The 26,215-nt window shown below is 42.2% G+C and carries 23 protein-coding genes; 9 read left to right on the top strand and 14 right to left on the bottom strand.

The features are described from left to right. Positions 1–13: 13 nt before the first annotated feature. Positions 14–1,714, bottom strand: a complete 1,701-nt coding sequence (gene alsS, locus NSQ11_RS16870; RefSeq protein WP_342501176.1) for an acetolactate synthase AlsS — start codon at positions 1,712–1,714, stop codon at positions 14–16. A 150-nt stretch (positions 1,715–1,864) separates the two neighbouring features. Between alsS and alsR the strand changes: the two genes are divergently transcribed. Together alsR and NSQ11_RS16860 are read left to right on the top strand one after the other, a co-directional pair. Further along, positions 1,865–2,752 carry an acetoin biosynthesis transcriptional regulator AlsR gene (gene alsR, locus NSQ11_RS16865; protein ID WP_008343276.1) on the top strand — a complete coding sequence of 296 codons (888 nt, stop codon included), beginning with the start codon at positions 1,865–1,867 and terminating at the stop codon, positions 2,750–2,752. Positions 2,753–2,811: 59 nt separating this feature from the next. Continuing rightward, positions 2,812–3,429 (top strand): flavin reductase family protein, encoded by a 618-nt coding sequence (locus tag NSQ11_RS16860; protein ID WP_026050161.1) that lies wholly within the window; start codon positions 2,812–2,814, stop codon positions 3,427–3,429. 232 nt (positions 3,430–3,661) lie between these two features. Here the strand turns inward: NSQ11_RS16860 and rbsB are convergent, their stop codons facing one another. The 9 genes from rbsB to NSQ11_RS16815 all read right to left on the bottom strand — a co-directional run bounded on the left by rbsB (position 3,662) and on the right by NSQ11_RS16815 (position 13,113). Further along, the gene (gene rbsB / locus NSQ11_RS16855; protein ID WP_079920191.1) at positions 3,662–4,579 is read right to left on the bottom strand and encodes a ribose ABC transporter substrate-binding protein RbsB; all 918 of its coding nucleotides are present in this window, start codon (positions 4,577–4,579) and stop codon (positions 3,662–3,664) included. 13 nt (positions 4,580–4,592) lie between these two features. Further along, positions 4,593–5,546 (bottom strand): ribose ABC transporter permease RbsC, encoded by a 954-nt coding sequence (gene rbsC, locus NSQ11_RS16850; RefSeq protein ID WP_008343271.1) that lies wholly within the window; start codon positions 5,544–5,546, stop codon positions 4,593–4,595. A gap of 1 nt (position 5,547) precedes the next feature. Next, positions 5,548–7,029: a sugar ABC transporter ATP-binding protein gene (locus NSQ11_RS16845; protein ID WP_191218997.1), complete on the bottom strand. Its 1,482-nt coding sequence runs from the start codon at positions 7,027–7,029 to the stop codon at positions 5,548–5,550. Between the two features lie 15 nt (positions 7,030–7,044). After that, entirely contained in the window at positions 7,045–7,437 is a 393-nt protein-coding gene (gene rbsD, locus NSQ11_RS16840; protein ID WP_017360008.1) for a D-ribose pyranase, read from the bottom strand. Then, positions 7,434–8,312 (bottom strand): ribokinase, encoded by an 879-nt coding sequence (gene rbsK / locus NSQ11_RS16835; protein WP_025208105.1) that lies wholly within the window; start codon positions 8,310–8,312, stop codon positions 7,434–7,436. The genes rbsD and rbsK overlap by 4 nt, the downstream gene beginning before the upstream one ends. Next, positions 8,309–9,295, bottom strand: coding sequence for a LacI family DNA-binding transcriptional regulator (locus tag NSQ11_RS16830; RefSeq protein WP_025208104.1), 987 nt, complete (start codon positions 9,293–9,295; stop codon positions 8,309–8,311). Before NSQ11_RS16830 ends, rbsK begins: the two co-directional genes overlap by 4 nt. Positions 9,296–9,412: 117 nt before the next feature. Continuing rightward, a complete protein-coding gene (locus NSQ11_RS16825) occupies positions 9,413–10,555 on the bottom strand; it encodes a Ger(x)C family spore germination protein (protein WP_046526703.1) in 1,143 nt (380 codons plus the stop codon). Further along, complete coding sequence (locus tag NSQ11_RS16820) at positions 10,545–11,642, bottom strand: GerAB/ArcD/ProY family transporter (protein WP_046526702.1); 1,098 nt, start codon at positions 11,640–11,642, stop codon at positions 10,545–10,547. Before NSQ11_RS16820 ends, NSQ11_RS16825 begins: the two co-directional genes overlap by 11 nt. After that, complete coding sequence (locus NSQ11_RS16815; RefSeq protein WP_046526701.1) at positions 11,632–13,113, bottom strand: spore germination protein; 1,482 nt, start codon at positions 13,111–13,113, stop codon at positions 11,632–11,634. Before NSQ11_RS16815 ends, NSQ11_RS16820 begins: the two co-directional genes overlap by 11 nt. A 747-nt stretch (positions 13,114–13,860) precedes the next feature. Here NSQ11_RS16815 and pgsB point away from each other — a divergent pair. The 5 genes from pgsB (at position 13,861) to NSQ11_RS16790 (ending at position 18,189) form a co-directional block, all read left to right on the top strand. Beyond that, positions 13,861–15,042: a poly-gamma-glutamate synthase PgsB gene (gene pgsB, locus NSQ11_RS16810; protein ID WP_007497522.1), complete on the top strand. Its 1,182-nt coding sequence runs from the start codon at positions 13,861–13,863 to the stop codon at positions 15,040–15,042. Positions 15,043–15,057: 15 nt separating this feature from the next. Beyond that, the gene (gene pgsC / locus NSQ11_RS16805) at positions 15,058–15,507 is read left to right on the top strand and encodes a poly-gamma-glutamate biosynthesis protein PgsC (protein WP_007497520.1); all 450 of its coding nucleotides are present in this window, start codon (positions 15,058–15,060) and stop codon (positions 15,505–15,507) included. Positions 15,508–15,525: 18 nt separating this feature from the next. After that, positions 15,526–16,692: a CapA family protein gene (locus NSQ11_RS16800; protein WP_017360004.1), complete on the top strand. Its 1,167-nt coding sequence runs from the start codon at positions 15,526–15,528 to the stop codon at positions 16,690–16,692. Continuing rightward, positions 16,689–16,859 (top strand): hypothetical protein, encoded by a 171-nt coding sequence (locus NSQ11_RS16795; protein ID WP_008343253.1) that lies wholly within the window; start codon positions 16,689–16,691, stop codon positions 16,857–16,859. Before NSQ11_RS16800 ends, NSQ11_RS16795 begins: the two co-directional genes overlap by 4 nt. 106 nt (positions 16,860–16,965) lie before the next feature. Further along, the gene (locus NSQ11_RS16790; RefSeq protein ID WP_035702253.1) at positions 16,966–18,189 is read left to right on the top strand and encodes a C40 family peptidase; all 1,224 of its coding nucleotides are present in this window, start codon (positions 16,966–16,968) and stop codon (positions 18,187–18,189) included. Between the two features lie 56 nt (positions 18,190–18,245). Here the strand turns inward: NSQ11_RS16790 and NSQ11_RS16785 are convergent, their stop codons facing one another. Continuing rightward, on the bottom strand, positions 18,246–19,127 hold the full coding sequence (locus tag NSQ11_RS16785; RefSeq protein WP_186317853.1) for a Cof-type HAD-IIB family hydrolase: 882 nt from the start codon (positions 19,125–19,127) through the stop codon (positions 18,246–18,248). Between the two features lie 348 nt (positions 19,128–19,475). After that, the gene (locus NSQ11_RS16780; protein ID WP_017360001.1) at positions 19,476–20,441 is read right to left on the bottom strand and encodes an LCP family protein; all 966 of its coding nucleotides are present in this window, start codon (positions 20,439–20,441) and stop codon (positions 19,476–19,478) included. A 270-nt stretch (positions 20,442–20,711) separates the two neighbouring features. Between NSQ11_RS16780 and NSQ11_RS16775 the strand changes: the two genes are divergently transcribed. Together NSQ11_RS16775 and NSQ11_RS16770 are read left to right on the top strand one after the other, a co-directional pair. After that, a complete protein-coding gene (locus NSQ11_RS16775) occupies positions 20,712–22,076 on the top strand; it encodes a sugar porter family MFS transporter (protein ID WP_342501175.1) in 1,365 nt (454 codons plus the stop codon). Positions 22,077–22,370: 294 nt separating this feature from the next. Continuing rightward, positions 22,371–23,768 carry a bifunctional glycosyltransferase family 2 protein/class I SAM-dependent methyltransferase gene (locus NSQ11_RS16770; RefSeq protein ID WP_342501174.1) on the top strand — a complete coding sequence of 466 codons (1,398 nt, stop codon included), beginning with the start codon at positions 22,371–22,373 and terminating at the stop codon, positions 23,766–23,768. A 204-nt stretch (positions 23,769–23,972) separates the two neighbouring features. Here NSQ11_RS16770 and NSQ11_RS16765 read toward each other — a convergent pair whose 3' ends face one another. Both NSQ11_RS16765 and NSQ11_RS16760 read right to left on the bottom strand, forming a co-directional pair. Next, positions 23,973–25,118, bottom strand: coding sequence for a Ger(x)C family spore germination protein (locus NSQ11_RS16765; protein WP_048001906.1), 1,146 nt, complete (start codon positions 25,116–25,118; stop codon positions 23,973–23,975). Further along, entirely contained in the window at positions 25,115–26,215 is a 1,101-nt protein-coding gene (locus NSQ11_RS16760) for a GerAB/ArcD/ProY family transporter (protein WP_017368171.1), read from the bottom strand. The genes NSQ11_RS16765 and NSQ11_RS16760 overlap by 4 nt, the downstream gene beginning before the upstream one ends.

Raw genomic sequence — 26,215 nt, 5'->3', positions numbered from 1 at the left:
ATGTATCGAAGTCTTATCTGACGTTCGTTGTGTGTTTTTCACGAAAGACTTCTGGCCATTTTTGACTGGCGAGGTCTGGGTTGTCTTGATAGTCTATCGGAATATCAATAATAACGGGTCCTTCTATGTTTATACCCTTTTGAAGGACAGTTGAAAGCTCTTCAGGTGAGTTGACACGTAATCCAGTTGCTCCAAAGCTTTCTGCATATTTCACTAAGTCGATCTGACCGAACTCAACACAAGACGTACGGTCATACTTCATTTCCTGCTGGAATGCCACCATATCGTATGTGCTGTCGTTCCAAACGAGATGAACGAGATTTGTTTTCATGCGCACGGCTGTTTCTAATTCCATGGCGGAGAAGAGAAAACCGCCATCACCTGAGACTGAAATGATCTTTTCATCTGGATTTAATATGGAGGCTGCAATCGCCCATGGTAATGCCACGCCAAGTGTTTGCATTCCGTTACTCACTAGGAACGTGTTCGGTTCATAAACACGGAAGTGGCGAGACATCCAAATGGCGTGCGATCCGATATCACATGTCACTTTCGTGTCATCTGGGATGATACGTCTCAACGTATGAATGACATCCAGCGGGTGTGATAAATGACTTTCTCTTTCTGGTGTTTTTTCGATATCACTTAACAGCTCTTGTAATTCTGTGACGAGATCTACGTTCTTTTTGCATAATGAAAGTGGAACGCTGTCGAGGGCTAGATGTTGCACCGTTTCAGATATATTGCCCACAAGCTCAAGCGTCGGTTCATAGAAATGGTCAATATCTGCCTGCATGTCATCTACATGGATGATGTGACGCTGCTGCGGTTTCAAATTCCAATGCTTCGGATCGTATTCGATTGGATCAAAGCCAATAGTTAAAATCACATCCGCTTTCTCAATGAGAAGGTCGCCTGGCTGATTACGGAATAAACCGATTCTGCCCACATATTGAGGCTCAAGCTCTCTTGAGAGAACACCGGCTCCTTGGTACGTTTCGACAAATGGGATACCAAGTGTTTTTAATAATGTTCTTGTCGCATTTGCCGCAGCTGGACGGCTAGCTTTCATTCCCACAATTGCAACAGGTAAGTGCGCATTTTGAATTTTGGCGATGGCCGAACTGATGAGAGCATCCGGTGCAGGACCTAGTTCTGGAGAAGGGTGAGCAGACACTGGTGTTTGTGTGGTGTGTTCGGTCACGACATCTTGTGGAAAGCTGATAAATGCTGCTCCAGCTTGACCTCTTTGTGCCGCGCGAAAAGCATTTGTTAATGCTTCTGGTATATTGTTTACGTCTTGTACTTCAACGCTATATTTTGTCACTGGTTTGAATAATGCCGCATTGTCGAGTGATTGATGTGTTCGTTTGAGCCGATCCGCACGGATGACGTTTCCAGCAATTGCAACAACAGGGTCACCTTCTGTATTGGCTGTTAATAGACCTGTCGCTAAATTGGATGCGCCAGGACCTGATGTGACGAGACAAACGCCTGGTTTGCCAGTTAAACGACCGACAGCTGCTGCCATGAATGCCGCATTTTGTTCGTGTCTGCATAGCACAAGCTCTGGACCTCTGTCTTTTAATACATCAAATACTGCATCAATTTTTGCACCTGGAATCGCAAAAACATGGGTCACACCTTGGGCAATGAGCGTATCGACAATCAACTCTGCTCCTCGTTTTGTTAGGGGTTGTGTTTGAGAATTCATTTACCCCGCACTCCTTTCGGCAAGTAAAATTTTTTATGAAAATATATTTTCATGATATGATTTACTATACATTTCACAAAATAAATTTTCCAATATATGTTTAACGTAGTTTTAATATGTTTCACGAATAAGTGTTTGAGGAGTGAAAGGATGGAACTGAGACATTTGCAGTATTTTGTCACAGTCGCGGAGGAGCTGCATTTCGGCAGAGCGGCCGCACGATTGAACATGACACAGCCTCCACTTAGTCAGCAAATTAAGCAGTTTGAGGAAGAATTGGGATTTCCTTTGTTTCACCGGTCTAAACGGGTGGTGGAGTTAACAGCTGCTGGAAAGGTTTTTTTACATGAGGTCCGGGGGGTGCTGCATCAGCTTGATAAAGCCGTTGATCATGCCCGGCATACGGCAAGAGGGGAGCTTGGGAAGATTATCATCGGTTTCGTTGGTACAGCGACATATGATATTCTGCCGCCAGTTGTCCGTGAATTCAGAGAGCTGTACCCCTCTGTCAGTATTGAGCTGCAACAGCTCTCTGTCCCGCAGCAGCTTGAGGCGCTTTTGAATGGTGAGATTGATATTGGTTTTTTGCATCCTACATCACCGCAAGAAGAATTGGTCAGTCGTTTAATGAAGCAAAGTGAATGTATTTTTGCGATTCCGAAAAACCATCCGCTGGCGGAAAAAGAAGCGGTCACGATTGAAGATATTCGTGATGAGCCGATTATTTCTTTATCAAAGGAATCATGGCCGTCCCTTTATCAGCATTTTGTCCTACTTTGTGAAAAGTACGGATTTTCACCCAATATCGTGCAGGAAGCAGCAGAATATCAAATGGTCATTGGTCTTGTCACAGCGGGAATCGGAATTGCTATCATTCCAACATCGGCCCGGCGTTTATTTAATTTAGATGTGGTGTATCGGTCAATTGAAGGTGAGCAGCTACTCGCGGAATGGACCATTTCTTATAGACGAGAAAATCATAATCCGGCATTGTTTCATCTTGTCCATCATATTCTCCATCGTGCTGAGCCGGAATAAGGGAAGAGAGAACGGGGTATGGTATGATGTCGTTACATACAAGAGGAGGCATGTCTGAAGTGATTACATTACAAATGGATCAGTTGTCACGAAAAGAAGCATATAAAGTATTATCTGGTTCCGTCGTTCCAAGACCCATTGCATTTATTACAAGCCTTTCTAAAGAAGAAATCGTCAATGCTGCACCATTTAGTTTCTTTAATGTCATCAGCGGTCATCCTCCGCTGATCGCTGTTTCTATTGGACGTCGTCAAGGAGAGATGAAAGATACAGCAAAACATATCATCGACAGGGAAGAATTTGTTGTCCATGTGAGTGATGAAGCGATGATTGAAGATATTAATGAAACAGCTGCTACTTTGCCAGAGGAAGAGAGTGAGCTGACTCGTACCGGTCTTCATCAAGTGAAGAGCAGCGTGGTGTCAGTGCCAGGAATCAAGGAAGCACGCATTCGCTTTGAATGTCAGCTGGAAAAACATCTGACCTTTCAAAATGATGAAGGGGAGATCACAGTCGATCATATCATTGGCCGGGTGGTGTGTGCGCATTTAGATGAATCCGTCTATGATGCGGAAAAAGGATATATTTTTACGAATGAATTAAAGCCAGTTGCGCGCCTAGCAGGGAATGATTATGCCCATTTAGGTACGCCATTTGTACTGAAGAGACCGGAATAACATCTATAACCCCGAGGCTATCGGGGGTCCAGCGTGTAGACAAACCCTCGCATTCTTTGTCAGTCCTGCGCTTAGGTGCTCACGAATGTCAATTCGCTCTGCTCCGGTCCTCGTCCTTCCTAGACTGCAAAGGTTTTCTATTACGCTGAAAAGAAAACAAAGTGCTAAAATAAAGTTCATTTCAGCCTTTGTCTACAATCTAAAACCCCCGAGGCTATCGGGGGTTTAGTGTTTATTTCTTTTGTTCTAGTTTCAATGGAGCGGCGATATTTTTTTCTACCTTTTTTCCTTTTAATACATCGTCCGCAGCGCCGACTGCCAGTTGACCGATCAGCTCTGGCTGCTGCGCGACTGTTGCAGATAGTTTTCCTGCTTTGATCGAGTTGAGTGCATCTTCGTTACCGTCGAAACCGACGACAAGAATGTCTTTTCCAGAGCTTTGGATGGCCTCTAGTGCGCCAAGCGCCATTTCATCATTGTGGGCAAAAACGGCTTTGATGTCAGGGTTTCCTTGAAGAAGGTTTTCCATCACGTTGAGCCCTTTTGTCCGGTCGAAGTCAGCGGCTTGTTTTGCTGTGACATCTAACTTTTTGTCTGCTATTTGATGGAAACCTTTTCCTCGTTCACGTGTCGCAGAAGCACCTGGTACACCTTCTAGTTCAGCCACTTTTGCATCTTTACCAACCTTGTCGATAATAAAGTTAGCTGCCATTTCGCCGCCTTTGATGTTATCGGAAGCAACGAGCGCTTCAACCTTTCCGCTTTCTGCCGAACGGTCTAATGTGATGACCGGTATGTCTGAAGCATTCGCAGATTCGACAGCCGTTGATATGGCAGAGGAATCGGCTGGGTTAATGAGTAATGCATCAACCCCTTGTTGAATTAAATCTTCTACATCACTCGTTTGTTTCGCTGAATCATTTTGTGCATCGGCAATGACAACTTCGATGCCAAGCTTTTTTGCTTCTTTTGTCACGCCGTTTTTAAGAGAAACGAAGAATGGGTTATTTAAAGTCGAGATCGACAGTCCGATTTTTATGTCTTTTTTCTTGCCATCCTTTGTTGATTTGGCCCACTCTGGCGGTTCGAGCGAGCAGGCAGAAAGCATGAATAATGAGAGAGTCATGATCAGGATTACATATTTTTTCATAGCAGCTGCCTCCTTAAGCAGATTTCTTTCTGTCGAGTAGGACTGCAATCAAGATGACAATCCCTTTCACAACAGACTGATAGAATGATGAAACACCAAGTAAGTTCATACCATTGTTCAAGACCCCAATAATGAGTACCCCGATGAGTGTGCCGACAATTCGCCCTCTTCCACCGGATAGGCTTGTCCCGCCAAGTACAACGGCAGCAATTGCATCAAGTTCATACGACGTACCAGCTGTTGGCTGGGCTGAGTTGAGACGAGATGTTAAGATCGCACCTGCTAAAGCAGACATAAAGCCGGCTAATGAGTAAATCATGATTTTGACGCGTGGTACTTTAATACCTGAGATGAGGGCTGCTTTTTCATTTCCGCCAATGGCATACGTTCTTCTGCCAAAAGGTGTTTTATGAAGCAAGACCCAAAGTACGATAAAGGTGAGAAGCATGGTGATCGCTGGAACAGGAATGCCTAAGAAATATCCACGGCCAAATAGCTGAAATGCATAGTTAGAGCCAAGCCCTGTAATTGGATTTCCGTCTGTATAAACAAGCGTCAATCCTCTGAAAATCGTCATCGTCGCAAGTGTTGCGATAAAAGGAGCCATTTTTCCTTTTGTGATTAAAAGACCGTTGATCATTCCAAGGATGGCACCGATGATACATCCAACGATGATGGCAAGAATTGGGTCCAAACCAGATACAATAAAGCCGGCAGTCAGAGCACTAGACAGCGCTAGAATGGCACCGACAGACAAATCAATTCCTCCGGTTAAAATAACAAATGTCATGCCAAAGGCAATGAGGGCGTTAATGGAGATTTGTCTGAGTAAGTTTAAAATGTTTAATGGTTCTAAAAAGGCCGGATTTAAGATAGAAACAATGGCGACAAGGATGATGAGTCCTAAGAATGGCCCAAGCTTTTGCATGATGTGATCAAATCGTCCATTTGAAGTAAGTGGTTTCATGTTACTTCCCTCCTGTAGCTAGTGTCATAATTCGTTCTTGTGTAGCTTCTGTTTTACTTAATTCTCCGCTGATGGTTCCTTCATGGATGACAAGCACTCGATCGCTCATCCCAAGAACTTCTGGGAGCTCAGAGGAGACCATCAAAATGGCAACACCTCGATCTGTCAGCTCGTTCATGAGCTGATAAATTTCTCGTTTCGCCCCGACGTCGACACCTCTTGTCGGTTCATCTAAAATCAGCACCTTCGGTTGAATGCCGATCCATTTGGCGATGACGACCTTTTGCTGATTTCCACCGGACAGGCTGCGTGCAGAGATTTCAGATGAAGCGGTTTTAATCGTGAGTCGTTTGATAAGCAGGTCAACAAAATCCTGTTCGTTTTTCTTATCAATCAGCCCCTTTGGAGAGAAGCTATCTAAGTTAGGTAACCCGATGTTTTCCCGAATGGATGCATCCAGCATCAGTCCTTCATCTTTGCGATCCTCCGTAATAAAACCGATGCCAAGCTTGACCGCATCACTTGGTTTTTTAATAACAGCCTTTTTCCCATGAACCCAAATTTCTCCTTGATCCAGGGGATCGAGTCCAAAGAGCGACCGCATCATTTCCGTCCGGCCAGCGCCCATTAAGCCTGCAACACCGACAATTTCTCCAGCTTTGACGGAAAAACTGACATCTTGAAAGCGGCCTTTCCTCGTTGCTTGCTTCACTTCTAGGACGGTATCACCAGTAGAAGGTGTGCGTTCAGGGTAACGATCGGTTAATTCGCGGCCGACCATTTTTTTGACGACTTCATGGAAATTCGTGTCCGGTATCGCTTTCGTATCGACCGTTTTTCCGTCACGCATGATCGTAATCCGGTCACAAATGGCGAAGATTTCTTCCATCCGGTGAGAAATGTAGACGATGGAAACGCCTTCTTTTTTGAGTGATTCAATGACCTGAAATAGCTTTTCAATCTCACGGTCTGTGAGAGCGGCCGTTGGTTCATCCATAATAATGACCTTTGCATCGGTCATTAACGCTTTCGCAATCTCAATCATCTGCTTTTGGCCGACAGAACAGCTTCCTGCCTCTTGATCGAGCGATAAGTTGACAGACAATCGGTCGAGCTGCGCTTGGGCGAGTGTTTTCATTTTTTTGGTGTCTAGGAGACCAAGTTTTGTATAGATTTCTTTCCCGATAAATAAATTCTCGAGTACCGTCATATCAGGCCATATATTCAGCTCCTGATGAATGAAGGCAATCCCGTTCTGCTCGGCTTCTTTTGGATTATTGAAAGCGGTTTCTTTTCCGTCGATTTGAATCGTTCCTTGATCCAAGGAATAGAGTCCTGTCAGCAGATTCATTAACGTTGATTTTCCTGCCCCGTTTTCACCCATAAGTGCATGGACTTCACCTGTGACGAGGTCAAAGGAGACCCCGGCGAGAACGGTGTTTTTTCCAAAGGCCTTATGGATGTTATGCATTTCAATGTTCATAAGTGGCTCCTCCTTTTAAAAGATGACACCGGCATGAAGAATGCAGTTTGCGTATGGGGTGGCTTCACCCGTACGAATCACTGCTTTTGCCTGTTTGGTCATGTCTTTGAACGTCTCGTGATCGACTTCATCTAACGGATGTGAGAACGCTTTCTTTAGAAATAAATGATCTCTCTCATTGGCTTCTTTGATTTCACTGGCGATTGTGATGTGTTCAACGGCCATTTCCTCAAGAAGGAGGGAAGTAACCTCCTGAAAGGATGGTGTGCCGATGGATAATGCAAGGTCGATCTTGACCGGGCCTTCTGGAATGGGCAGGCCGCAGTCTGCGATGACAATCGTATCTGTATGACCAAGATCAGCAAGCACCTTGGCGATATGACTATTTAAAATACCATTTTTCTTCATTTCTTATTCTCCAATTCTTCTCTTGCTGGCATGCCGCCTTGGGCACCAAATTTTGTGACTGAGATAGATGCGGCTAAGTTGGCAAAGGCAAGTGCGTCGAATAGGGATTTTCCTTCTGTCAGTGCTACAGCTAGAGCGCCGTTAAAAGTATCACCAGCGCCTGTAGTGTCGACGGCTTTCACAGGATAGCCCGGTACCAACACTTCTTTTGATCCATCAAAGTAACGAACCCCATTTTTTCCTTCTGTAATGAGTAATTTGTTTGGATATTGGCGCAAAGCTTCTGCTATGGTGAGTCCATCAAACATAAGAGCTGCTTCGTGTTCGTTTGGCGTGATATAGGCAGCTTGATCTAATATTTGCTGAGAGACTTTGCGAGCTGGTGCGGGATTTAAGATGACAGGAATCCCTTTTTCGCTGCAAATGGCGCAGACGGCTTCGACTGTTTCTTCAGGAATTTCCTGCTGGATGAGGACGATTCCGATATTTTCAATAGAAGAAAGAGCATCTTTTACATAATGAGGTGTTACCTCATTGTTTGCTCCTTTGACGACAACAATGCTGTTATCTCCTTCAGCTAAAATGATATGAGCTGTTCCGCTTTCCATTTCGGTAACCGGTTTCATATAGGTGGTGCGAACACCTTGTGCTTGCAAATTGCTCATAATGTCCTGACCATACGCGTCATCACCAACTCGGCCGATCATATATACATCTGCACCGAGCCTTGCGCTTGCTACTGCTTGATTGGCTCCTTTTCCCCCAGGAACCGTTTTAAATGATTCGCCTAGGACGGTTTCTCCGGCACTAGGACGTTTATTCGATGTAACAACTAAATCCATGGAACAACTTCCTACGACAACAATTTGACTCATTGTGAATCCACCTTTCTTGTGGTCTCTCGTTCAATAAAAGAGACGGGCATTTGAATAACTGCTTGATCTATAGGCTGTTTTTGAATGGCTTTAATGATCAGCTTTGCGGCTTCTTTCCCCATATCATAGGCAGGCTGCCGGATCGTTGATAAAGAAGGGAAGAGCAGTTCGCTTTGCGGAATATCATCAAATCCAATGATTTGGACGTCTTCTGGAATGGCTTTTCCAATTCGAAGTGCTTCGTGTACGACGGCTGCTGCGACGATGTCATTGCTGGCAATGATGCCATCTGTTTCAGGGTACAGCTTGAAAAGAGCCTTGGCGCTTTTTCGGGCTTCCTGAAAAGAAAAAGAAGCGTTAGACATCACATGAAAGTGAGCACCTTCTTCAGTCAGAACATCAAGTGCGCCTTTGAATCTTTGCCGCGCCGTTTGAAGATGAGCGGGCCCTTTTAGCAATGTGATCTGCTGACTGCCGCGTTTGATTAATTCCATTGCAGCCATTTTCCCGCCTGCCGTAGCATCTGCAAACACAGAAGGCGCATTTGGAACGGTACGATCTAAGAAGACAACAGGCAGTTCATCATCATTGTACAAATCCGATTCAGGTTCGTTTGTGACAGCGATGACACCGACCACCTGGTTTTGCTTAAAGGTTTGTAAATAGGCCATTTCCTTCTCCCGATCTTCATCACTGTTTCCGAATAATAAGCGAAAACCGTTTGCATGAATCTCATCCTCAACGCCTCTAGCCAGCTGAGGGAAGAAGGGGTTTGTGATATCAGGTAAGATGAGACCAACTAATCTTGATTCTCTTTTAAAAAGGGATCGTGCCACTTCATTGGGGAAGTAGTTTAGCTCCTGCATCGCTTGTGTCACACGGGTTTTCGTATCAATATGGACGTATCCAGTATCGTTAAGCACGCGTGAAACAGTCGCAACAGACACTTGAGCAGCTTTTGCAACATCTTTAATTGTAGCCAATGGAGTGCCTCCCTTCTTTGATGTGTAACCGTTTACATAGATAGATTATCACGAAAGCATTAAAAAGACAATCTTAAAAAAATAAAAAAAGAAAAGAAAGAGGGCGTCTTCCTTTTCTTAACTAATAATGCCCGTTTGGGTAATGTTCACTTTGATTTTTGGGATGATCTTCACTTTTGGATAATCGGTGACCCAATTCATTTTCATATACTCATCATAATGTCTGACTCTGTATTTTCTGCCGAGGCTTAAGACGTCAGAATTTGCTTCTTGTAATGTAGCAACAATTTTTTCTGCTTCTTTTGTTAAGATGGTTGAAAGTCTTTTGTTCAGCATTTCAATTTTTTTGTCTGTATCTAGATTATCTTTTGGGTACTCAAGGACAGAAGTATTAAATTCAAATTTGAGTGAGTATGTTAAGTTTCGATGATCAGGATTCAGAATCTCGATGTCTCTCTTCACATCAGTGACTTGGATGGTGATGTAATTGTTTTCTTTTGACTTCATGTCGCTTCTCACTTTTTTTGTGAAGTTGGCATATTTGCCCATTTTTCCGTCCATGACGGTGAGCAGAATTGCATCTTGACCGTACAACTCGCCTTTCTTCTTCTCATTATCAAATAGAGCAACCCCTTTTACACTGATTAATTTCTTCGATTGATCGAAATGAATCAACGGCAGTGTGAAGTCTTCTCCAGTTTGGAGCATTTTAGATCGAATACTTTGAATGTTTTTAGGTGCTACTTGGGAGGAGCGGGATGCGGTTGTGATCAAGTTATTTAAATAGTCACTCACGATGAGTTTCTCCTTGAGCAGCGCGTTTATCAATTCTTCACAGGTTCCCCCTTGAACAACGGCAAGGTTTGCAAGGAGAGGGCTTTTTGGATCACGATAAAACATATCTAAGTAGGGCAGAAGACGCTTTTGCGCAAATTCATCACCGATCAGCATCACCCGCATTTTCGACATGTCTATTTTTTGATCCACTATCCGGCTGAAGTTGGTTCTTGCTTTTCTTAAAGTAGGTGCTTCCGTTGTGAGAAGAGTGGTTAAAAAGCTGCCGGTATTTCCCTGCTCCATACTTTGAGACTGCTGCACTTTTCGATAAGTGATTGAGTACTTCGCATTGTCATCCTCTCCTTGATCAACCGCGGAGGTTAACACAAGAGAGATGTTCTTTAATAAATTTTGATCCCAGCAGCCAGGCATGAATATGAGAGAAAGACACATAAGCAACGTCAGTATGTACTTATGACGCATGTGATTTCACCTTCCCTTTGCGATGTTTGATAAAGATGATAATGGCCATAAAGATTGGGAGTGTGTAAATAAATGAATATTGAGCGATGGTGGTAAAGTCATTAAAGCGCTGTATTCTAAAATTATCAGTTGCAAGATAACAGCTAGCCGCATAAATCAAAATGGCAAAATATAAGACATATTTTTTGTGTTCTTTTTTCTTAAGAATACTTGCCACGCCTTTCGCACAAAAGTAAAGGTAATTACTGAGTGTAGCTAAAATGACAAATACCCAGAAACTAAGGAAAATTAAATCGGTCCGTTCAATCACACCGAACGAAATGGTTTTTAATAGATAAAGAACTGGGTTGGGAATGATATTGAGCTCAATCGGACTGAAGAACATAAAACAAATCAATGTAATAAATAGGTAGTAAAGCGTCGTGCATATATTGGCAATGGTCATGACTTTATATCGTTCCTTAATGGTTCCTTTCATCAATGGAGAGATAATGAGGATCATCTCGAACCCATTCATAGATAGAACGACGTCTTTTAATCCAAGTGAAACTTGAGAAAGATCCACTTGGAAAAAAGGCATGAGGTAGTCGATATTGGTTCCTTTTAATGAATAGAGCATTAAGAGAGAGAGCATGAGCAAAAAGGGCGTCAAAACGAAGTTAAACCTGACAATGGCCGTAATTTGCTCCTTTGCAATGTAAATGATGGAGATCATCAGTAACAGATTAATGACCCAATTTGGTGTGAGCGGCAGTACCCAAATGCCAAGAATTCTTGTGAAAATGGATAAAACAACAATGCAGACGGAGGCGAAGTATAACGTATATAGTGCCACCAAAGTCCGGCCGATCCATTTTCCGAACACTTCAATTAAGGCTTGGAAAAATGATATATCAGGATACTTCTGAATGATGTAAATAAAAATGGTGTTAATGATTTGAATGAAAAAACAGGCTAAGATAATCGCCATCCACCCATCGTGTCCCATGTCTTTCATCAGCAAATGAGGCAGGGCTAGAATACCGACACCAATTTGAGATTGAATGATAAAAAAGACAGCTTGAGGTGGAGATATTTTATTTTTCATCTTTATTTTTCCATCCTCTCAAATTTTCAATTTGCTCTTTCTTTTTTGGATTTAAGTAAACAGGGCGCTTTTTGTACATCCACATCGGTAATCGAATCACAGTATCTTTTAAGTCCTGCCAGTTAAATGGAGCCACTGGTGATAAGTACGGGACACCTAGTGATTCGAGGCGGCATAAATTCATCAATACGATCGACAGGCCGAATGAAATGCCAATAAACCCAAACATCGATGCCATAAACATGAGAGGGAAACGAAGCATACGAATGGTGGACGTCATTTCAAAGGATGGGAGGACAAAGGATGCAACAGCTGTCACGGCAACAACAATGACAAGGACATTCGAAATGAGTCCAGCTTTTACCACAGCGTCTCCAATCACCAAACCGCCTACAATCCCAATCGTCTGACCAATTGGCTTTGGCAGTCGCACCCCTGCTTCTCGTATGAGCTCAATCGTAATCTCCATCAGCATTGCTTCAATTAACGGCGGAAAAGGAATGCCGATAATGGAATTTTTCATCGTAATCGCTAATTCATCCGGGACTACCTCATAATGAAAGCCGATGACTGCAATATAAAAAGAAGGCAAAATCACAGCGATGATACAGGCAATATAACGAAGAATACGAATAAATGTAGCCGGAATCCAGCGGCTATTATAGTCATCTGGTGATTGAAAGAAGCTAAAGAACGTAATAGGCAAAATGATAGCCATTGGGCTGCCATCCATTAAGACGACAATTCTTCCTTCAAGAATGGCAGATCTCACTTTGTCAGGTCGTTCTGTGTCAATAAGCTGCGGGAAGATGGAATACGAATCATCTTCAATCGCCTCTACAATAGAACCGGGGCTAAGCAGCGTGTCTACTTTAATAGAAGAAATTCGTTTGTTAACCTCATCTATCTTTTCTTGATTGGCAATATCAGAAATATAAACCGTTGCAACCTTTGTTTCAGATTTTGTACCGACCTTATGATACTGGATTGCAAGTTTTCGATCATTTAAGTGTGAACGCAGCAAATATAAATTGGTATCTAAACTCTCAACAAACCCATCATGTGCGCCTGCAATAATACTTTCAGAAGAAGGTTCAGAAATGGAACGCAGCGGCGGCTGCCCAACAGCAAATATTTTGATCTGTGCGGATTTTTCATCAAGGAAGGCAATACTTCCGGCAATAATGCTGTCGACAATCAGCGTCAAGTCACCTGTTTCGAGTGAACTAAGAGATTTTGTATAGTTCTGCTCTCCAGGAGGACCGAGCAAGTTGCCGATAATGAAGTCGTTTAATTTGCTTTCATCGACTCTAGTTTTAATAAAAAACAGCACTGATTTCGTTTCATTCACCATCAATTCCCGGTATTCAAAATCAGCGCTTTGTTGAAATGCTTTGTTCAGAATCCGAATCTTTTCCTCAAAACCGCCTGATAAAAAGTGTAAGCGTGTTTGCTCATTCGTATTTGGCATCTTTAGCCTCCTCTCACAGATTTTTTAACCATAGTGTAAGCCGAGAAGATGATTTTATGCGTCATCTTTGGGGAAAGCATGACACGAACCGACAACTTTCAACTAAAATCACATTAAAAATGTTAAGAAATGATGAATCTTGATAAAAAGAAATGAATAATGTTTCATTGTTTAGGTCATAAGGAGTGAATATCGTAAAGAGAGGCTATAACAAAATGATTAATATTTGACATCTTATCCCAATTTTTTGTGACCTGAAAATAAGCAGATGACTTGATTTTTTGACAGGTGACCTTTGTCATAGGTCAACACATAGCGTTCTGACCAATGAGGATGACTTTCTAACCTGTTCATTTAAAAATATAAAATATTCTAAAACACGCACTATTCATTTAAAGCACTGATATGACTGATTTCATAGAGATGAAAGGACTTTAAAACATTGATTCAAAATACATCTTAATAATTGTCGAAAAATTTAGGGAGAAAAGGACAAAAGATTTTTCACTGTTTGATGGTAACGCTTTCTCTTGTTTGAAGCAGAAATTCAGTCGTCATTTTGTCCGTCTTTTGGCCTTTTCATTTGAGCATGAGGTAGGCAAATACGCCTTCTGATTAGAGGAATTTGGCATACGAGGAAGTGAAAGATTATGTTACATAATACCGATTGTGATTTTATGCTGAACCTATATACTGTTGATTGAATTTACATATCACACTCATAAAAAAAGGAGATGTAGATAAGCGATGTGGTTAATCGTTATAGCCTGTGTCATCATGTTAGGGATTGGCTTTATTGAAAAGAAGCGTCATCAGAAAAATATCGATGCCCTGCCGGTACGCGTCAATATTAATGGTATACGCGGAAAGTCTACCGTTACAAGATTGACAACCGGTATCTTAATGGAGGCAGGTTATAAAACTGTCGGCAAAACAACAGGAACGGATGCAAGAATGATTTATTGGGATACGCCAGAAGAGAAACCGATTAAAAGGAAACCGCAAGGACCAAATATCGGAGAGCAGAAAGAAGTTATGAGAGAAACAGTTGAAAGAGGAGCAAATGCCATCGTCAGTGAATGTATGGCGGTGAATCCAGATTACCAAATTATCTTTCAGGAAGAGCTGCTTCAAGCGAATATTGGCGTGATCGTAAACGTTCTTGAAGATCATATGGATGTGATGGGGCCAACTCTTGATGAAATAGCTGAAGCCTTTACAGCGACAATTCCTTACAATGGGCACTTGGTTATTACGGATAGTGAATATACAGATTTCTTTAAAGAGATTGCGAAAAAACGCAATACTGAAGTGATTGTTGCAGATAATTCCAAGATTACCGATGAGTATTTACGGAAATTTGAGTATATGGTGTTCCCGGATAATGCTTCACTTGCACTTGGTGTCGCACAAGCATTGGGAATTGATGAAGATACGGCATTTAGAGGCATGTTAAATGCGCCGCCTGATCCAGGAGCGATGAGAATTCTTCCATTAATGGATGCAAAAACACCTGGACATTTTGTAAATGGATTTGCGGCTAATGACGCAGCATCTACATTGAACATTTGGAAGCGTGTGAAGGAAATTGGGTATCCAACAGATGAACCGATTATTATCATGAACTGTCGTGCGGATCGCGTAGATAGAACGATCCAGTTTGCGGAGGATGTACTTCCTTATATTGAAGCAAGTGATCTTGTCTTAATTGGTGAAACGACAGATCCAATTGTGAAGGCATTTGAGGATGGGAAAATTCCGGCTGACCACTTACACAACCTTGAATATCAATCTACAGAACAAATTATGAACATGCTTGAGAAAAAGCTTCATAATCGAGTGGTTTATGGAGTCGGCAATATTCACGGCGCCGCTGAACCTTTAATCGAAAAAATTCAAGAATACAAAATTAAGCAGCTTGTCAGCTAGGAGGAAATATAGAAAATGTTCGGATCAGATCTTTATATCTCGTTAATTTTAGGTGTTCTACTCAGTTTAATTTTTGCAGAAAAAACAGGAATCGTACCAGCTGGGTTGGTTGTTCCAGGTTATCTGGCGCTCGTCTTTAACCAGCCAGTCTTCATTTTAGTTGTTTTATCTGTCAGCTTGTTGACATATGTGATCGTTCGTTTTGGTCTATCGAAATTTATGATTTTGTACGGACGCAGAAAGTTTGCGGCGATGCTGATTACAGGAATTGCCCTAAAGCTCATATTTGATTTCTTCTATCCAGTGGTTCCGTTTGAAATAGCAGAATTCCGCGGAATCGGAATCATCGTGCCTGGATTGATTGCGAATACGATTCAAAAGCAAGGTCTTACGATTACCCTTGGAAGCACATTACTTCTAAGTGGTGCAACATTTGCCATCATGTATGTTTACTATCTATTTTAAGATAAGGTGTGTCCAATGATGAATAAAAAATTGAGCTTTCAGGAAAAGCTGCTGAAAATCACAAAGAACCAAAAGAAAAAGACGAATAAACACGTACTGATTGCTTTACCGATTGTCATTGCTTGTACATTTCTATTTACATTTATCGGGAAAGCACAAGTACCAACTGTAGAAAAGAATCCAGAAAACATCCTGACCGCTTCGTTTGTCGGAGATATTATGTTTGGAAGAAATGTAGAGAAAGTAACAGACCGCTATGGAAAGCAGCACCTGTTCCGCTATGCGAAGCCGTATTTTGATGTATCAGATTATGTAACTGGGAATTTTGAGCATCCAGTGGCTTCAGATAAGGAACAGGCAGCACAAAAGAATATTCATTTGAAAACAGATGAAGATTCTGTACAAGCGTTAAAGGATTTGAATTTCTCTGTACTAAACTTTGCGAATAACCATGCAGCAGACTACGGTGAAAAAGGCTTAAATAACACGATTGATGCCTTTGAAAAAGCTGACATGGATTATACAGGGGCAGGGCGCAACGTCAATGATGCGAAGCAGAACATTTCATACAAAGAAGTGAATGGCGTTAAAATCGCTACCCTTGGTTTTACAGATGTATATGGAAAAGATTTTAAAGCAACAAATCGCAAGGCAGGTATTCTACCAGCTGATCCATCTATCTTTATTCCGATGATTTCACAAGCTGCTGAAAAGGCAGATATCGTTGTCGTTCATGCGCACTGGGGACAGGAATATAACAATGAAGTAAACGACAGACAAAGAGAGCTGGCAAGAGCGATGTCAAAGGCTGGTGCTGATATCATTATCGGTGCACACCCGCACGTTCTTGAGCCGATGGAAGTCTATAACGGAACAGCGATCTTCTATAGCTTGGGGAACTTTATTTTTGACCAAGGCTGGTCAAGAACACGTGATTCTGCCATTGTTCAGTATCATCTGAATGAAGATGGAAAAGCGACATTTGAAGTGGTTCCAATGTACATCAAAGAAGCGACACCTGCTCCAGTCAAAGCAGGATCTCTTGAATCAAAATCGATTATCCGTATGCTGACAAATGGCACGAATGCGGATTGGAAAGAAAAAGACGGACATATTTTCTTTGAAGTCGATCATTCTGATAAAGTTCAAACATTAAAAGAAAACGAAGGGAAGGATAAAAAATGAAATTCCTTAAAGCAAGCTGGCCGTTTGTTGCGTTAATTTTAGTCTTTGTCTTTATGTCTGCTTTTAAATTCAGTGACAGCCTCACAGATCATGAGAAACAAAAGATCTCGGTTGAAATGCAGAAAATTGAACAGCAAAAGCAGTCAAAAGCGGAAGCGAGTAAATAAAGAAATGATGATGAAAAGAGCACGCGAGGCGTGCTCTTTTTTGACGGAAAAAGGTGTAAAATGAAAGGGGGCATGTCGAAACTATAAAAGAAAGGGGGAAGAGAGGATGAAATGGAAAGGAATACTGCTTGGAGGATGTGCCATTGTAGGACTCATGTTTATGTCCCAAACAGAGGTGTCTGCTCAAACAACATCTCCTTTAAAACAAGCGGAAACGCTGATAGGCACGCCTTATCATAAAGGAGGAATCGATCCGAAAACGGGCTTTGATGCTTCTGGCTTTATACAATATGTATACAAAACAACAGGTGCATTTGATTTGCCGCGAAAGGTGATCGATCAATACCAAATCGGTGAAAATGTATCATGGGAAAAAGCAAAGCCCGGAGACCTTGTCTATTTTCGCAGTCTTGAAGAAACAAAAGACATCCCGACACACGTTGCTTTGTACGCTGGAAATGATCAAGTGATCCACATCACACTCAGTCAAGGGGTGGTGAAAACAGATGTCAGCAAAAGTAAATATTGGACCGATCGGTTCTATGCGGTCAAACGGCTGCCTGTCTCCCAAGAGATGTCGGATGATCAACTGGTGAAAGATGCGATGAAATATTTAGGAATCCCTTATGTATTCGGGGCATCAGATCCAAAAGTAGGATTCGATTGTTCAGGTTTTTTACAATATTTATTTGAAAAATCACTTGGGATTTATTTACCAAGAAGTGCTGAGCAGCAATGGATGGTTGGAGAGAAAGTAGCACGAGACGATATTCGCCCTGGAGACTTTGTTTTTTTTAGCAACACGTATAAAAAAGGAATTTCACATGTAGGCATGTACATCGGAGGAGACCGCTTTATTCATGCGAGCCGTTCGGAAAGTGTGACGATTTCTTATTTGTCTGAATCGTATTGGCGTGAGAAATGGACAGGTGCGAAACGATTAACTGAGCTGAAACTAGCGAAAGAAGACCCAGTCGTATCAAAAGCTGCCACGTATATTGGAGAAGTACCCTATGTAAAAGGTGGTGCGAGCCCAAAGCAAGGCTTTGATACAGCAGGATTCACGCAGTATATCTATCAAGAAGTGCTTGGAATGGAGATGCCTCGCTATGCGCAGGGACAAGTTAAAGCAGGTACACCTGTGAAACGATCGGAACTAAAGCCAGGAGATCTTGTCTTTTTTAAAGGGACTTCGTTGATGCCAGCCATTTATGCTGGTTCAAATCAAGTCATTCATGTGACGGTTTCAAATGGCGTTGTCATTACCAATATGAAAACAAGTACGTATTGGAAGGATAAATATGAGACGGCTGTTAGAATTAAAAAATAAAGAAAAAGCCCGATCAATGCTCAGATCGGACTTCTCGACTTCTCACTAGGCGCTGATCAGACAAGCGTCTTTTTTTCTTGAAATTGATTCTGCAAAAGCAGATCAATAAAATAGGCGACGCCATCTTCATGGTTGCCTTTTGTGATATAGGTGCTTTTTTCTTTAATGACATCCACCGCATTCCCCATCGCTATTCTGTGTCCTGCTTCATCGAACATGGATAGATCATTAGGGCTGTCACCGATCGCATAAATATTGGATCGGTCAACGCCATAATGGGCTGCAAGTTTCTTGAGGGCATGTCCTTTGCCTGACTCTTTTGGCAGTACCTCAATGATATGTTCTCCAGATGAGGTCAAGGAGAGCTCAGGCATCTTAGAAAGAAGATCTCGTGCTTCTTGCAGCTTATTCATATCAAATGAGAAGCATAGTAATTTATAAGTTGGTTCATTCGACTCAAAAATTTGACGGATGTCATCGACAGGTTTGATGCCAAACTGTTTAAATTGAGTCATCGCTCCTTCCCATAAATCAGCTACATCCTCGTTAGGATTGGCGCTTTTGATCATATCAAATTCAGCTTTGAGCTTATCTTTTCCATCAAATGGGGAAAGGAGGGCATCGTCTGTATAGACCTCGAAATAAATGTTCCGTTCCACTAATTCCTTTGCGGCACGTCTACCAGCTTCTTGATCAAGGGTGATTCTGCTGAAGAGCTTGTACCCTTCTGTATGGACAGTTCCTCCATTTGCCGCAATAATGGGAATGTCTAAATCCCCAAGAAGCTCTTTTACATCAAAAGTCGCGCGCCCTGTACAAATGGTCACAATATATCCAGCTTCCTTCGCACGAATCAATGCTTGCCGGTTTTGAGCGGATATTTCACTTTTCGTATTTAAGAGTGTACCGTCTAAATCAATCGCAATCATTTTTTTCATTGCTGTTATATCCTCCTTCATTCATGCAATAGCCTCTTCAAAGTATGTACGATTTCCTTCATTCTCATGAAAGAGTCGGATCGTGGATTCCTCTCTTTAAGGCTAAACAAAAATGGTCAATTGATCAAGGATATAAGAAAAAGCGCCCAAAAGGACGCTTTTAGCGTGTAGACAAACCCTCGCATTCTTTGTCAGTCCTGCGCTTCGGTGCTCACGAATGTCAAATTCGCTCTGCTCCGGTGCTCGTCCTTCCTAGACTGCAAAGGTTTTCTATCAGGGTGAAAAGAAGAAAAAGGGCAAACACCTTTTTCAACACATAAAAAGCGCCCAAAAGGACGCTTTCTGTGTTTATGATAATTCAAGCTGTTTCTTCAATTCTGTTTTGACTTCGTTCAGTTGGTTTTGATCCAATTGGTAATAATAAACGCCATTTGGCTGGTAATCAGATCCTTTTAGTTGAATCGTATCAACAGATTTCAATGAAGTGAGTAGTGGGAAAAGACCGACTAGTTCTTTCATTGACAGGTTAGTTGAGACGTTATCACCTAGAGTATCTATGATATTGTCATAAGACGGAATGGACGTTACTGATTTTGATTTATCGAAAATGGCTTTTAAAACTTCCATTTGACGCTGTCCGCGCATGAGATCACTGTCTGCTTTTCTTGTTCTCACATAAGCGAGAGCTTGATTACCATCTAGTGTGTGAGTACCCGTTTGCAGCTGAACTTTGCCCTTTGTATCTTTAAGAATCTGTTTCACAACATATTCATCTTTAATGTTAACGGAAACACCGTTTAATTCGTTCACAATTTCCTTAAACGCTTTGAAATTACTTTCAATTACAAAGTCGACAGGGATATCTAGTAAATTCTCAACTGTACTCACCGTGAGGTCTGCATCACCAAATGCGTGTGCATGTGTAATTTTGTCATAACCATGACCTGGAATATTAACATATGAGTCCCTTGGAATACTTAATAATTTCACGGTTTTATTCGTACGATTTACTGTCGCTAATACCATTGCATCGCTTCGTGCTTGTTTGACGGTTTCGCCTGGTCTGCTGTCAATGCCAAGCAGCAAGACAGAAAAGCTGTCTTTCCCAGGATCAAATGCTTCAATCCGTTTGACAGATTGTGCACCGCGGTCTAGAGAGACTTGTGCTTTTTTCGCAGCCGATGTCACTTTATAGTAGGCATAGCCGGTGACAGAAGCGGTTGTCAGTAAAAGAATACCAAAAATAAAAAGAGTGACTTTCACCCATGGTTTTAAACGCTTTTTGCCTTTGCGTTTACTTCTTGTTTGATCCATATATTTAAACCCTCGCTATGATTTTATAGTAAAGATGTCCTTCTTCCTGCTTACAAACTAAAACAAATATACCTTAAAACGGGATATAGTGCGACATTTTTTTCACTAACGCTTAATTGACGTTTCCTTATCTAAAAAAGTTTCAATGATACGCAAATGAAATATATTTGTCATAAAACATCGAAATGTTTGAAATGACAGGAAGTGAGGAAAATGATTTTTCATAGAGAAACATCCAGTCATTACATAGATAAAAGAGGGGTTATGATCATGAAAAATCGGAATGGGTGGCTTTATTTCTTCGGCGCACTTGGCGGCGCCTTATATGGTTACGATACAGGTGTCATTTCTGGCGCTATCTTATTTATGAAAGAGGATTTAGGTTTAAATGCATTTACAGAGGGACTTGTGGTCAGCTCGATTTTAATTGGGGCGATGCTCGGGTCTTCTCTTTCTGGAAAACTGACAGATCAATTCGGACGGAAAAAAGCGATTATTGCCGCAGCCATTTTATTTATTATCGGCGGATTTGGAACAGCCCTTGCACCGAATACGGAGGTCATGGTCTTATTCCGAATCGTGCTAGGACTTGCTGTCGGATGCTCGACGACGATTGTTCCATTATATTTATCTGAACTTGCGCCAAAGGAATCAAGAGGGGCACTTTCCTCATTAAACCAACTCATGATCACATTTGGTATTCTTCTTGCCTATATTGTGAACTACGTTTTAGCAGATGCAGAGGCATGGCGTCTGATGCTTGGAATTGCCGTTGTTCCTTCTGTTCTCTTGTTATGTGGTATTTTGTTTATGCCAGAAAGTCCTCGCTGGCTGTTTGTCCAAGGACAGGCGGACCGGGCGAAAGAAATATTGTCAAAACTTAGACAAAGCAAGCAAGAAGTTGAAGACGAAATTGCGGATATTCAAAAGGCAGAAAGTGAAGAAAAAGGCGGTCTTAAGGAATTACTCGAGCCATGGGTGCGCCCCGCTTTAATTGCTGGTGTCGGCTTAGCCTTTTTACAGCAGTTTATTGGGACAAATACGATCATTTATTATGCACCAAAAACATTCACAAGTGTCGGCTTTGGCGATTCAGCAGCCATTTTAGGAACTGTAGGAATCGGTGCAGTCAATGTTGTCATGACGTTTGTTGCGATTAAAATCATTGATCGTGTCGGGCGGAAAGCGTTACTCCTATTTGGAAATGTAGGGATGGTTCTTAGTTTGATTGTTCTAGCAGTGGTCAATCGTTTTTTCGAGGGATCAACAGCTGCAGGGTGGACAACGATTATATGTTTAGGACTTTTCATCGTCATTTTTGCTGTCAGCTGGGGCCCGGTCGTATGGGTGATGCTGCCGGAGCTGTTCCCTGTACATGTCCGGGGAATTGGTACGGGGGTATCGACCTTCCTACTGCATACAGGGAATTTGATCATCTCGCTCACATTCCCAACCTTGTTAAGTGCAATTGGCATCAGTAACCTTTTCCTTATTTATGCAGCCATCGGTATAGGTGCCATCTTATTTGTGAAATATTTAGTCACAGAAACGAAAGGGAAAAGTCTTGAAGAGATTGAAGAAGATTTAAAAAAGAGAAACCGTGCCGTCGTGAATGACGAAGGGGAAACGGTATGAAAAAAGACCAGCTGCATGAGGCAGCTGGTCTCAGCGTGTAGACAAACCCTCGCATTCGCCCGCAGTCCTGCGTGCTGGTGCTCACGAATGTCAAATTCGCTCCGCTCCAGTACTCGTCCTTCCTAGGGCTACAAAGGTTTTCTATCACGCTGAAAAGAAGACAAAGGGCTAAAATCAAGTTCATTTTAGCCCTTTGTTAAACAAACGTTTAATCAAGAAAGGACAATCACTCATCTTCTGAACGTGCTGCCTATGACATACATATGGAACAGGCGGGCGAAAGGTGGAAATGAGATGAAAGGAAAAACGAGCATTGTGATGCTGACGTACAATGAACTGCACCTAACGAAAAAATGTATCGACAGTATCAAGAAGCATACTCGGCCTGATGAATATGAACTCATTATCGTGGATAATGCTTCATCAGACGGAACAAAGGAATATGTGAGACAACTGGAAGATGTCGTGTTGATTGACAACGAGAAGAATCAAGGCTTTGCCAAGGGCTGTAACCAAGGGGCGAAAAAAGCAACAGGAGATAGTCTTCTTTTTTTAAATAACGACACGATTGTGACCGAAAACTGGCTTTTGCCTTTAAGAGAAGCCCTTTTTGCATCAGATCGTATTGGCATGGTAGGCCCTGTCTCCAATTATGTGAGTGGTCCTCAGCTCGTTCAGCCATCTTACACAGATGTGAAGGAGCTTCCTGCCTTTGCGAAGGCATATACGGCTTCGAGAAAAGGTCAAAGAACATATGTGCACAGACTTGTTGGTTTTTGTTTGCTGGTCAAAAGAGAGCTGATCGAGGATGTAGGGTTATTTGATGAGCGATTTGTATATGGATCATTTGAGGATGATGACCTTTGTCTGCGTTCGTTGCTGAAGGGATACCAGTTGCAAATCGTCCATGATTCATTTGTACATCATCATGGTCATGCTACCTTCAATGCCAATGAAGAAACGAACATCTCTACGTTGTTTGCGGAGAACAGGCTTCGTTTTTTAGATAAATGGGGCATTGATTTAAATCTGATAACGCCCCATCCATATTTTGCAGCACTGCTCCCTGAGGATGCCGGATGTGTGCTGGATGTTGGCTGCGGTGCTGGGGCGACAGGACTTGAACTGATCAACCGGCAGTCCGTTGACATGTACGGAGTAGAGGCGGATGCATTAAAAGCAGAGATGGCAAAGGCGTATTACAAAGAAGTGATTGAGACAAAAGCGGAGGCGTATCCTTGGTCAGAGAAAGAAGTTTTTTTTGATGCTGTGATCTTTTCTGATGTGTTAGAGCATGTGTCAGACCCATGGCAGATGATTGCTCAAGCGCATGCGTCTTTAAAACCAGGTGGCGTGATCATTTGCTGCTTACCTAATATGATGCATGCGGAAGTACTGCTGCCTTTATTGGCAGGTGATTTTACGTATCAAGATGTGGGGATTTTAGATCGAACACATATGAGATTTTTCACACCAAACACAATGCGGGCGCTCTTTCCAGACCATTTATTTCATCGCGTGATTGAACAGCCGATCAATGTGCCAATTGATCAAAACGTTCAATTGTTTTTTGACGAAGTGGCGAGAGTAGGAGAGTCACTTGGCTTTCAAACAAAAGCATTATCTGATCAAGTGACGCTCTATCAGCTTTTGATCGTTGCACGTAAAAAAGGCGGTTCCCCCTCCGGGTAATCCGCCTCAGCGTGTAGGCAAACCCTCGCATTCTTTGTCAGTCCTGCGCGCCGGTGCTCGCGAATCCTTCATTCGCTCCGCTCCGGTACTCGTCCTTCCTAGACTGCAAAGGTTTTCTATCACGCTGAAAAGAAGACAAAGGGCTAAAACAAAGTTCATTTTAGCCCTTTGTCAACCATCTAAGGCGGATGACCGCCTTTTGTGCTACCATTTAAAGCTTTTCGTTGCGCCTTCTGCACCAAAGTTCAAAATGCTCACTTTTACGTCATATGCAATGTCTACTTCTTGAAATAGTGTATCCCATTCGTTGCGGTGCTGATCCCAAAAGTCTGGATACTTGATGCGCACCTGCCGATTTAAAAGGATCGGGTCAACACCAACTTCTTTTTGCATGTGGTGGACAGCTTTTTGAATGCGTTCTTTGATTTTGCGTTCAAAAATGCGCTCAAATCGTTTGATGTATTGCTCATCGTATGAGTTTTCAGGGGGATATTGATCTTCTGATAGTTTCCCGTTTGTTTGTACACTAATTTTAAAGGAGATCTTTCCGTTCTTCAGATAGGGTTCAATCTTGGACTTTGCTTTCTTGATTTCATACGTAATCGGAAAGCCTTTGTAGGTGGCAGGTACGACTCCGCCTGAGATGCGATTCATGACCCAGTTTAAAGATTGGACATCTTTTGCTGGTATGAATCCTATCAGCTTTCGCGTTTTCCCATGGATAATGCCTGCACCATCATAGGTGAGTTCTCCGTTTACGACATCCACACTTTGGACAAGAAAGCTTGTACCCATCTGAAAGTAATCCGACGCTCGGCCAATACGTGTTGGCAGTAAAATCTTCCCGTTAAAGCTCCGGTTTTTTGATGTTTCAAAAATATGCTCGACTGGAACCTTTTGTTGTGATTTTAATTTTTGATTGATGACTTTTGATGCCTCATGGCGTGACACTAAGAGGTAGCTGCTTCTTCGAACCTCATCATCTCGTATAAAGTGGTTGAGTGTCCCTTGAATATCATGATGTTCAGCTTGATCTTTGCCAAACAAAAAGATTTTGAGGTGATCACTGTAAATCGGCGGGTCCTTCAAAGCGACATTGCTGACTGCTTCCAGTACATTTTTCCCCTTTGAGACGACATTCACATAGCCAGGGGAGTCTGCTTCTTGTGTTCCGCCCATTTTAGGGACAAGGTTTTGATAGGTGAGTTTGACTCCGTTATCATCTTCCTCGTCAATGCCAACACCGCGCACAAACGATAATTTCTCAATATCTTTTAAGTCCCAGCAACCTGTCGATAAAAGCAAAAGACAGCAAGACAAAAAGATGAGCCATAAACGCCGTCCTTTCATGCAGATCGACCTCCCCATTTTTTACGTATCATGAGCAGAATAGCTGTTATAAAAGGAATCGCTAAAACAGCGAATAATGCATAGCCGAGTAAAGTCGAGTAGTAAAAGACTTCATTGATATTTCTCGGAAAAAGAGAGAGAGCTGAGGTCAGCAAAAACAGTAACCATAGCAGTCTCGTTAAATTGGTTGTCTTAAACACCGTTTGACAGCCTTTAATCGCAAATTGGAAAAAGCCAAGCATACAAATAAACTGCTGGCACGTCCAGATCGTCAGTAAGAAAATATCAAAGCGTTCAATGAAGACCCCTTCTAGTTCTAGCGCTTGAATGAGTGAGACAGTGGGCCAGGTGAGTGATTTCGTTTCTCCAACTGTCATGGAACCAATCACAATAAAGAGCGTGAGGGAGTAAATAAGTGTGGTGATCCCTACCCCGATCGCTGCGGCCCATTTCGCTTTTGACCATTTGTCTTTATAGACAAGCGGTACGACAAACAAAATGACTTCAAAGCCTGTAAATTGAATAAATGTTTGAGAGAACAAATTACTAAAATCTTTAAACCCGTGAGCCATTACCGGGCGTAAATAATCAAAATCAAATATTTTCAAACTAAACAGCATGAGCCCAATGTAAATGATCATGGTCATTGGATAAATGTATGTCACCATTTTTACTACTGGAAAAATTCCGCTTTTTAAATGATAGGTGGCCACCAGTAAAAAAATCATCACAATCACGGTCATCGGGGTCGATTGCAGCAGGAAAAATTGAACCACTTCCCCCAGTACACGCGCCTCAAAACCAACAATGGCTAGTAAATAACCGATCAGCATTAGGTTAAAAATCGTGCCAAAGAAGGCACCGGCTCCTTTTGTATTCGATTCAAAAATGGTATCCGGTGCATTCTTCTCCGCAATCCAACCTAGCAAAAAAGCAACGAAAGCAAAGATGACTCCCTGTATCAATACAATGATCCAGCCATCAGGGAATCCTGAATTGGCAGAACTGCGTGGAATGGTTAAAATTCCAGCGCCTATCATTGTAGAACTGCACAGAATGGTGACTTGTAACAATGATAGCTTCTCAGCTCTGTACAT

The organism is Bacillus sp. FSL W7-1582 (genome assembly GCF_038593325.1).
In the GTDB taxonomy this organism is placed as follows: domain Bacteria; phylum Bacillota; class Bacilli; order Bacillales; family Bacillaceae; genus Bacillus; species Bacillus altitudinis.
The sequence above is the reverse complement of the archived record's forward strand: the minus strand, read 5'-3'. Positions and strand labels throughout refer to the sequence as shown.